This is a genomic window from Gemmatimonadota bacterium (assembly GCA_026702745.1).
Lineage (GTDB): Bacteria > JAAXHH01 > JAAXHH01 > JAAXHH01 > JAAXHH01 > JAAXHH01.
Genome location: JAPPBT010000017.1, coordinates 1 through 9,925, shown reverse-complemented (window position 1 = coordinate 9,925; position 9,925 = coordinate 1). Strand labels below are relative to the sequence as shown.

Below are 9,925 nucleotides of genomic sequence, written 5' to 3'. Positions count from 1 at the left end.
CCACGCTTCACGCGGGATACCAGGTGATGTTGCCCTCCAGACCGCGGAAACCCAGGTAGGTGTCGTAGCTGCCCGACAGGTACCCGGCCTGGCTGGTGGGCAGAAGATATCCCGCGTGAAGCGTGGCGATCGCGCCGCTGCCCATGCGCATGATCACCCCGGCCGTATCCTCCACGTCGATGGGTTGCTCGTTCAACGTATCCACTATGGCGGTAACAGCCGCGACCTCGTCCCGCGTGATGTACCGGATCGCGTCGATCCAGTGGCAGCCCAGCCAGCTGAGGATGCCGCCGCCGGCAATCCGCTTCCGGAACAGCCAGTGCGAAGGGTCGCGGAAACGGACCTGGGACGTGACCATCCGGCCTTCCACGGACAACAGCTTTCCGATGACACCCGCGTCGATCAACGCCCTGAGATCATTGACGATGGGATGGGACCGCCAGGTGTAGTAGACGCCCAGGCGGACCCCGGCGCCGCGAACCGCGTCGAGCAGCGGAGCCATGTCCGCGCTGCTGGCCGCGACCGGTTTCTCCGTCAGGACGTGCTTTCCCGCCTTCGCCGCCCGGATCACCCATTCGGGATTCCGGTCATTCGTCGCCAGCGAGACGACGATGGGGATGTCCTCCCGCTCCATGATTTGATCGAAGGTAGGTTGTCCCGGTTCCAGCTTGGGATGGTCCTCGCGCCGCAACCGTTCAAGCGCTTCGTCATCTTCGTCCCAGGCCACGATGCCCGACACCTCGTCCAGCAACTCCAGGGTGCGGAAATGGGGACGGGCGTGCGGATGGGCCACGCCCAGGAAACCGATCTTGACCTTCATCGAACCAATCCTTTCTCGGACCGCCGGTCACGGACCTCCGGTATCGGACTGCTGGGAACCGCCGGGGACCACTCGCATCGCCATATCAGTCGTATACACACGGTATCGTCCGTATCCGCGCCTATTTCGCTAGCCTTCCGCGTCGAGATCCGTCCCGCAGCCATATAAAAACTCGTACGTGTAGATGCCGGTGTTGTGGCCGTCTTTCCAGGTAAACTGCAGGGCGTAGCGGCCGACGGTACTCATGTCGACCACCTCGACGCTCGGATCCAGCGATTCATTGGCAAGCAGGGTCAACCCGCCGGCGGAGGACAGCTGGTCCCGCAGATCGCGGCAGGTGGCGCAGGGACAGGCTTTTCGAAGATCGGCCAGGGCGTACTTTCTTGCGCTGCCGTCGTTCCAGAATACGGTCAGTTGGCCCTTTTCCGGGTGATCGAGGGCCACGTGTTCGGGCGAGGGCGGTGCGGTATGCATGAGGGCTACGTCACTCCGACCCTTCGGCTGGCTGTGTGGTGGCGGGCTGTGTGCTTTGCTCCCCTACCATCTCGGGAGATACCGGGTCGGGCGACGTAAATACCTGATCGTCCACGAACTCCAGCACGGCCAGATCCTCGTGGGACCGCTTCTGGCCATCCATCCGCTCGCGTTCCGCGGACAGCAGGATGTCGCCATGCCTGCGCCAGTCGTTCCACTTCCATTCGCCCCGGCTTCGCTCGTCCTGGCCCTCCCGCAACTGCAGGAGATAGACCCATTTGTCCATGAGGCGGGTCTCCCGATTGATATAGGCCCAGTACTCGTCGCCCGGTGTATTTCCCACTTCATTGAAACTGAGATGCAGCTTGTCGTAGACGGTGCCGTCCACGACTTCCTCGCCATCGTAAGCCAGGTCAACGCCCGGATCCCGCAGCTTGTAGGGCATCAGCAGCCAGTAGGTGTCGTTGATCCACGCGCCCCGGGCACGTTCCAGGGACCGTTCTCGTTCCTCGACGTCCGTAACTTCCGAGCCGTCAACGAACGCACTCCCTTCCCCCGTGTTCAGATTCATCAGGATCACGTGGGACTGCCCGCTCTCCCGGTCGGTCCAGGAAACGCGGTATCGGCCGTCGTGCTTGTCCCAGTAGTGGGTGCGGAACCCGAAGAACGAGAACCGGATGTACCGGGTGGCGTCCCAGTTATCCCGTCCCCCCATGGCCTCCATCACCTCATCCGCGATGACCTGGGCCCGATCGGGGACCGTGTCCGCGGTTTCCGGCTCTGATTCCTGACCGGCGCAGCCGGCGAGCCAGAAGAGGCACAGGGGGATCATCAGCAAGCTCGTGATTCGGAACGGAACCCGACTCGGAATCCGCCGCGTAACCCATTGCGTAACCCGGCGCGTTTTCAGGAAAGGGATACCCATGTCTGCTGCTCCTCCGAGGTGGTTATGGCGTCGGCGACCTGCTGCACGCAGAACCCTTCGTGGAAACTCGGATCGGCTTCTCCGCCGGACCGGATCGCTTCGACGAAATGTCTCTGCGGAGACAGCGCGCCTTGCTGCGACGGTACGGACAGCGGCTGGAGGTTTCCCCGCAGCCCCTGGCCGCCCTTCAGGCTGGCCTGCATGGTGTCCCGTACAAACTGGAAATGTAGCGCGCCGTCGCTCCCGTGGATGTCGATGTGAATGAAGTCCGTGTACAATGCGCAACGGCTTACGTGGAACACGGCCTGGACCCCGTCCTGCATCTGGGCGATGAAGGCGCAGGCGTCTTCGAGCTCGGATTCCCGCATGGCCGAGGAGTCCGGCGCGCGGCGTTCGGGGATGAGCGTGTGCATCAGCGCGCACACCCGTTCGAACTCGCCGGCCCACCACCGCGTCATGTCGATCAGGTGCACGCCGAGGTCGCCCATGGCGCCGAGTCCCGCCTCCAGGCGCCGTTCCCGCCAGCTGTGCGCTTTCCGGGGACTCGCCCGGTAACCCATCATGTAGCGGGCGTTCAGGTGGTAGACCCTTCCTATGTACCCTTCTTCGAGCAGGGATTTCATGCGAAAGGCCGGACCATTGAACCGCCAGCCGAAGTTGGTCATGTGGACCTTGCCGCTCCCGCGGGCGCTTTCGAGCATGTCTTTGGCTTCTTCGGCGTTCAGTCCGAGCGGCTTCTCGCACAGCACGTGCTTGCCGGCTTCCAGGGCCTCCATGACCATCTGTCTGTGCAGGTTCACCGGCGTGCAGATGCTCACCGCGTCGATGTCTTCGCGATCCAGCACCGCGCGGTAATCCGTTTGGGTCTCGGCGATCCCGTAGTCCTTCGCCACACGCAGGGCGGTCGCCGCCGTCCGGCTGCAGATGGTCTCGACCACCACGCCGGGGCAGGCCTGGTAGCCGCGGACGTGGTACTGGCCGAATCCAAGCCCGATCACCCCCACGCGCAACGGGTCGGATGCCATGAAAGTTTCCTTTGCGTTCTATCCTTGCCAGGATGCAATGAAACGACACTGAATCCTACGAGCGGGCGGGGTTCTTGTCAAGCAGATTGGGGGCTCGGTCCGACCCGTGTTCGGCGCTATCCGGTCCGTTCGGCGACGATGACCAACTGGTTCGTGTCCCAGTCGAACGGCCTGAAATCGAGCCCGCCATGGACCGCCCCGATCGTCAAGCCCGCGGCGGCCAGGAGCAGGTCCAGTTCGGTCACCGTGTAGACCCGGATCGATGACGTGTACGACCGTTTTTCGGCACCGCTGAGTACGGTCGACTGCGTATGGACGCGGTTGGCCACGGGATCGAATTCGCGCTCTTCGAGCAGGATCCGGCCGTCCCGCCGATGGACTTCCTGGGCGGTGAACCGGCGGACCAGGTAGTCGCGGTTGACGAGCTGGCACACGAGCCTTCCCCCGGGCCGCAGCGCCTCGGAAACCGTCTTCAGTACCCTGAAATTCTCGTCTTCCTCTTCGAAATACCCCAGGGTGTTGAACAGGCTGATGACCGTGTCGAACTGCCCGGAAAAAGGCAGGTCGCGCATATCGCCCCTTACCCAGGTCCCCGCGGGGTCCCCCTCGCGGGCGCGTTTCAGCAGCGGGGAAGACAGGTCGTATCCCACGACCCGGTATCCGCGTTTTCTCAGGGGCGTGCTCACGCGCCCGTAACCGCAGCCGAGGTCCAGGACTACGCTCCCGTCCGGACGCCCGATCAGGCGTGCGAGGCCATCCACTTCGAGGTCCGTGTCCTCGTGGCGGTCGAAATAGTAGTAGTCTTCACCGAAGTAATCGACGTACCAGGGATTGGTCATGATGATTGAACATATCTGGATTGATATATACGAATAAAGCACAACCTGTCGCCAAGTGTTCGTCTGTAGTTCAATCTCAAAATCAAAGTCCAGAGTGTGGATCCATTCTATGTTACATTAAGTCAGTCGCCCGATTCAAAACAGGCGACTGATCCAGTTATACGACATTCATTTACAACCTTACTCCTTCGATACAAACTTGGGTTGATACAAGGTCACACCCGGATCGCCAATGTCGTCAGAGTACCAGGCAAACTCTGTTACAAACGACTTCTGAGGAAAAAGACATTGTGCTCTTTGCTTCCAGGTCTCGCAAAGAGTGTGTCCCAGCAGTTCCCAAATTTCGTCTTCGCAATCATACTCACCAGTACCCACTGCATCAAACAGGTAGAAGGTGTTAACGTAACTTTCTACATTGTTCACCCTAGCATCGGTGATTATTAGTTCGTAGTTCCTCCTCTCGTATTTCTCTGATATGAACACAAAACCGTCTACTTCGATTAAGTCCGGCCAGAACAATTTGGAGTAAATTAAAGCCAGTTCTGGACCTCTGTCATCGAAGTGAAGGTAGTCCGTTGTATCAACAAGATCATCTTTCGAATCTCGAAACAACTTCAGAATTTGCGGATTAAAGTTTATCATTGCTAATTCCCCTGAGGAGTTTCATCAGGCCTCGCTGGCCTTGATCTATTTGGGTTGCCGCCAGGATGGCGTGGCTTAGGTTCAAGGATCAATGGCGGATCCACGCCTGAATGTTCAGGACCAGTGCCGCGGAATCGCTTGTTACCGCCTGCACTTCCTGTACTATCAAAAGTCTGGTAGTGCTCTATTCGGCCGGTCTCTGGGTTTCTCCGAAAACGGGTATGAGGGTTACCACCCGCCTCAATGTCCCTTATGAAATAGTTCTTCTGGCGACCTCCAGACCTCGTGGATCTAAGTGCTCTGCTTGCAGCTTTAGCCTGATCTCCTAACCCCGTTGCGAGATCAATAACTGCAAAGACATCATTGGCATCCCAAACGCCGTCTGCTAAGATCGAGACGTTGTCTACGAAACTTACTATTTCATCTGTACCTATATCTTTCCATGTATCCTTCTTAAATAGCGACTTGCCTTTCTTGGCAGCGTCGTACGCTCGGTTGGCAATCTTTAAACCTCTAGTGAGGATGTTCCATGCAAGCTCGCCATCCGGATCCAAATACTTGAGCGGATTGTTATTGGCATAGGCGTACGGGCTGATCCCCGGATACTCGTCCTGCATGGGATCAGGTCTGAGGAACCTGCCGACATCGTAAGCGTACGACCTTGCGAGCATGTAGTCAAGGCCGGACTCGGCGTCCCGCTCGTGGCCGGTGAACCTGAAGTGCGTGGCGCCCGTGCCACTCGAAGCGAGGACCTTACCGTAGGGCCAGTAGTCGTAGGCGGCGGTGACGGCGCCTTCCCCGTCGACCAGGCTCCGGGTGCTCCCCAGGTGGTCGGCCAGGTAGTAGCTGGCGCTATTCTCTCCTATTCGGACGATGCGCCTGCTGCCGGCGTATACGTACCTTGCCGAAAGCGTCTGTCCCGAGTATTCGGCCAGGACATTGCCACCAGGGCCTCTCAGATAGTACGTCGTGGCCGTCCCGACGGTCTTCTTCACGCGCCGTCGGTCCGAGTCCATGAGATACCGCGCGCTGCCGTATCCGGTGGTGAGTCCCCGGTAGTCGTAGGTCAGCGCGTTCGTACCCCTTCCCGTCATCCACCCGTTCGGGTTGTAGGCGTACGTTGTGGTCGCGCCTGCCACGGCGGTGCTGTCTACTCTGTTGGGCGTGGAGGTACCTGAGTAGTTGTAGGTGAGCCGGCTGTTGCCCGTGACCATGGACGTCAGGTTGCCGCTTCGGTCGTAGGCGTAGTCCCGGCCTGTGCCGCCGGTCAGATCGAAGCCGGTGATCCGGTAGAGGTCATCGTAGGCGTAGTCCGCGGTTTTGGACGCGGCGCCGCCATGGCTGTACTCCTGGCTGGTGACATTGCCGGCGAAGTCGTAGGTGAGCTCGGAACTGAACTTGCCCACATAGTCGATTTCGGTGACCCATTCGCGCGGGTTGTAGGTGTAGGTGCCGATGACGACGCCGTCTGCATTGGTGTCATCCTCGCCCTGACCCACGATGTGGGTGGCGATATTGCCCGCGGCGGTGTGGGAGTACGCTGCGAGCGTGTTGCCATTCACATCCCCCACGCGGCTGATCCGTCCTGCGCCGTCGTAGGCGTAGCGCGCCTGCGCGCCGTCGGGATAGATGATTCCGGTGATCCTTCCGGCGAGGTCGTAGACATATTCCAGCGTCTTCGTGTCGGCGAGACCCTCGATTTCTACCTGCTTGACGCGCACGTTGCCCAGGTGGTCGTAGGCGTAGCGGTGCACGACCTCGGCGGCCGCGTCTGCGTCGGTGTTCTCCTGGGCCCTGGTCAGCCGTCCCTGGGCGTAGTTGGGGCCGCCAGAGGCGGTTCCGTTGCCCGCGACAGGGTCGCCCGCGACAAGGTCGCCGCCGTCGTAGGTCATGCGGCTGCGCCACGTAGTAGCGTCGCGCTCGAAGGCGTAGGACCGCTCCGGATCGAGACGTGAGAAGTCGGCGGCCGCCTCGCCCACGCGGGTCACGCGCCCGAAGTCGTCGTAGACGGTGTAGGTGATTTTCCGTGAGGCGTTACTGCTGCCGGCGGCGCGTTGCCGCGCATCCTGCGAGAAGCGCATACGTCCCAGGTCGTCGTACTTGTACAGCGTGGCGCCGTCGGCGTCGGGATGGTGCCTGCTGGTCATGCGGCCCAGGGTGTCGTAGGCGTAGCGCGTGGTGCCGCCGCCCGGCATGGTGGTGGAGATAAGCCGGTCCAGGGCGTCGTAAGCGTAGGACGTCCTGTTGTTCCGGGTGCCGGCGCTCGTGCCCGCCGAGTCGGCGATGACGTGGCTCATGCAGCTGTAGGCGTCGTAGACCCTGGTGGTGGCTACGCCCTTTTCGTCATCGACGGTCACGTAGGACCGGCCCGAGCCGGACCCGGTGGCCCAGTTGCCGTAGCGGGTGTCGACAGCCGAGTTGTTGTCGTGGCCCGGTGGGACGACGCTCGATACCCGCAGGAGCGGGTCGTTGTCGTAGGTGGTCTTAGCAATGCGGCTGTCCGCGGCGGCGTTGGACAGCGCGCTGTAGTCTTACGAAGGCGGCAGCTAGCTGAGCCCGATGAGGTGCTCGGGCTCAGACTGGTATCCCCGGGTTGCACACAGATCTGCAAAGCGCTTGTGGCGTATACATTACTTCAAAGCATAATACAGTCGTCCACAGCCCAGGCTATCTATAATCAAGTTAAGAAGTGCCTATGATAAAAAAAGTGACAGTTCTGTCCCTGTAAAAACTGCGCTACATAGCCCTTACCTAGTATAAAACAAAACTGATCCGGTTTAGTCTGCCCAGTCAACACGTTTTTTCCAGACTATACCATTCTCAATAGGACCACCCTCCCAAGTCTGTCCGTATTTTCTAATGCTGTACACAACCTTAAGTCCATTATCTGTAAACACACATTTATTGTAGGCCGTAATCTCCTTTTTTGTAGTGCCAGGGAGGTTGCTTTCCCAATCGATCTCTCTCATAAAAAGTGTATCACCTACAACCGCATAGGTGCCGGTCATGTACCTTCCTAATTCAGGGACATAGGACGCGAACGAACCTTTCTTGTCACGATACGTATGAGTATCCGTGTTTAAATCATACCATTCAACGGGCTCTTTATCGAAGATAGTAAAGTGAATCAACCCGACGTCGTTAGGAGCTTCCCATCGTGTTCCTGTCAAATCAGGAAACGTGTTTTCTCCCAAATCCTGCTTTTTTTCGCCACACGTTGCAAAGAATAACGTGGTAATGACAACAACTATCAGGAGTCTGGACATTTGGCTTTCCTCATTTAGAAATGTCGACATCAGGTGCTATCAACTGCACGATTATGGTTTGGCTCTCAGGTACAGGAATCCTTCGAAATCCCTGCCAACTGTATTCATAAACCGCTCGTGTTTCACTCTCGAACCGCGTTCGTTACAAGTCGTCAGACACCCCGTTGTTATGTTAACTGGATTCCCTTTTTTATCCCAACCTGAAAGTCTTGGGTGATTGGGATTTCCCGCATGAAGGAATACTTCCGTCAGATAGTCTCCGGCGGAGTTCTGTGGGTTTCCTCGGACTGTCGGTACCGGGCCACCTTCGTTTATTATGATCGAAGGATCATTCGGACCGTATTTGAACCTACCTTGGGATCTAGCTGTATACAGTCCTTCGGCCATCGTACCATACCGTTCAACATCAGCCGGAACCGTGTTCCCCAAAATGGTTGCCGAAGGACCTTTCTTGTTAGATTCAAGGTAGAGATCGAACCTGGCTGTATTAATCGGTTCAACCAGGTTTTCATCCCTGTTGTGAGTTGCTACAATCACGTTTCGTCCCAAATAGGTCTCACCTTCAACAAGGTCCGCATCGTCCGCACTCGTAACCTTCTCATCCCATTCAATAGTACCATCTGATCTTTGGACCCAGTCCAATAGACCTGTTGGATCAACTCTTATGAGCGGGTTGTTCTGAACATAACTGTACGGCGAGATCCATGGTCTTGCATCCTGCATGGGATCGGGCCGCAGGAACCTGCCGACATCGTAAGCGTACGACCTCTCCAGCATGTAGTCAAGACCGGACTCGGCGTCTCTTTCGTGTCCCGTGAACCGGAAGTGCGTGGCTCCCGAACCACTCGAGGCCAGGACCTTGCCGTAGGGCCAGTAGTCATAGGCAGCGGTGACGGTCCCTTCCTCGTCCACGAGACTCCTTGTGCTCCCCAGGTGGTCTGCCAGATAGTAGCTGGCGCTATCTCCGGCTAAGCGGGCGATGCGCCTACTTCCCGCGTACACGTACCGTGCCGACAGGTTCTGCCCCGAGTACTCGGCCAGGACGTTGCCGCCCGGTCCTCTCAGGTAGTAGGTGACAGCCGTCCCGACCGTCTTCTTTACGCGCCGTCGGTCCGGATCCATGAGATAGGCGCCCGAGCCGACTCCAGTGGTGAGCCCGCGATAGTCGTATCTCACCGTATCTGCGCCTTTGCGCGTCATCCATCCGTTCGGGTTATAGGCGTAGGTCTGCCCTCCCGTTCCCGTGGTACTGTCCAACCTGTTGGGCGTGGAGCCAGCCGAGTAGTTGTAGGTGAGCCGGCTGCTGCCGGTCAGCACAGACGTCAGGTTGCCGTTTTTGTCGTAGGCGTAGTCACGGCTTGTGCCGCCGGTCAGATCGAAGCCGGTGATCCGGTAGAGGTCATCGTAGGCGTAGTCCGCGGTTTTGGACGCGGCGCCGCCAAGGCTGTACACCTGCCGGGTGATGTTGCCGGCGAGGTCGTAGGTGAGCTTGGAACTGAACTTGCCCGCATAGTCGATGTCGGTGACCCACTCGCGCGGGTTGTAGGCGTAGGTGCCGGTGGCGACGTCGTCGCCCACGACGTGGGTGCCTATGTTGCCGGCAGCGGTGTGGGTGTACGCGGCGAGCGTGTTGCCATTCGCATCCCACACGCGGGTCGGGCGACCTGCGTTGTCATATGCATAACGCGCCTGGGTGCCGTCTGGATAGAACAGGCGGGTCACCCGCCCTGCCAGGTCGTGGTTATAGGCGGCCATCTTCGCGCCGGTCAGGCCCTCGATTTCGACCTGCTTGACGCGCGCGTTGCCCAGGTGGTCGTATGCGTAGCGGTGCATGACCTCGGCCACCGCATCGGCGTCGGTATTTTCCTCGACTTTGGACAGGCGCCCCTGGGCGTAGTTGGGACCGCCGCTTGCGGCCTCGCCGCCTGCGACAG

General features: G+C 59.1%; 9 protein-coding genes. All 9 read right to left on the bottom strand.

The window, feature by feature from the left end; genetic code table 11:
- Positions 1–7: 7 nt before the first annotated feature.
- Positions 8–820, bottom strand: coding sequence for a Gfo/Idh/MocA family oxidoreductase (locus tag OXH56_02595; protein MCY3554189.1), 813 nt, complete (start codon positions 818–820; stop codon positions 8–10).
- 129 nt (positions 821–949) lie between these two features.
- Positions 950–1,294 carry a DUF971 domain-containing protein gene (locus OXH56_02590; protein ID MCY3554188.1) on the bottom strand — a complete coding sequence of 115 codons (345 nt, stop codon included), beginning with the start codon at positions 1,292–1,294 and terminating at the stop codon, positions 950–952.
- 10 nt (positions 1,295–1,304) lie between these two features.
- Positions 1,305–2,126, bottom strand: a complete 822-nt coding sequence (locus tag OXH56_02585) for a hypothetical protein (protein MCY3554187.1) — start codon at positions 2,124–2,126, stop codon at positions 1,305–1,307.
- Positions 2,127–2,200: 74 nt separating this feature from the next.
- Positions 2,201–3,244, bottom strand: a complete 1,044-nt coding sequence (locus OXH56_02580) for a Gfo/Idh/MocA family oxidoreductase (GenBank protein MCY3554186.1) — start codon at positions 3,242–3,244, stop codon at positions 2,201–2,203.
- Between the two features lie 116 nt (positions 3,245–3,360).
- Entirely contained in the window at positions 3,361–4,083 is a 723-nt protein-coding gene (locus OXH56_02575) for a class I SAM-dependent methyltransferase (protein MCY3554185.1), read from the bottom strand.
- 180 nt (positions 4,084–4,263) lie between these two features.
- Positions 4,264–4,725, bottom strand: a complete 462-nt coding sequence (locus OXH56_02570) for a hypothetical protein (GenBank protein MCY3554184.1) — start codon at positions 4,723–4,725, stop codon at positions 4,264–4,266.
- 2 nt (positions 4,726–4,727) lie between these two features.
- A complete protein-coding gene (locus tag OXH56_02565) occupies positions 4,728–7,082 on the bottom strand; it encodes a polymorphic toxin type 24 domain-containing protein (GenBank protein MCY3554183.1) in 2,355 nt (784 codons plus the stop codon).
- 420 nt (positions 7,083–7,502) lie between these two features.
- Positions 7,503–7,991 (bottom strand): hypothetical protein, encoded by a 489-nt coding sequence (locus tag OXH56_02560; GenBank protein ID MCY3554182.1) that lies wholly within the window; start codon positions 7,989–7,991, stop codon positions 7,503–7,505.
- A 51-nt stretch (positions 7,992–8,042) separates the two neighbouring features.
- A partial coding sequence (locus OXH56_02555) for an RHS repeat-associated core domain-containing protein (GenBank protein ID MCY3554181.1) occupies positions 8,043–9,925 on the bottom strand: 1,883 nt, incomplete at its 5' end.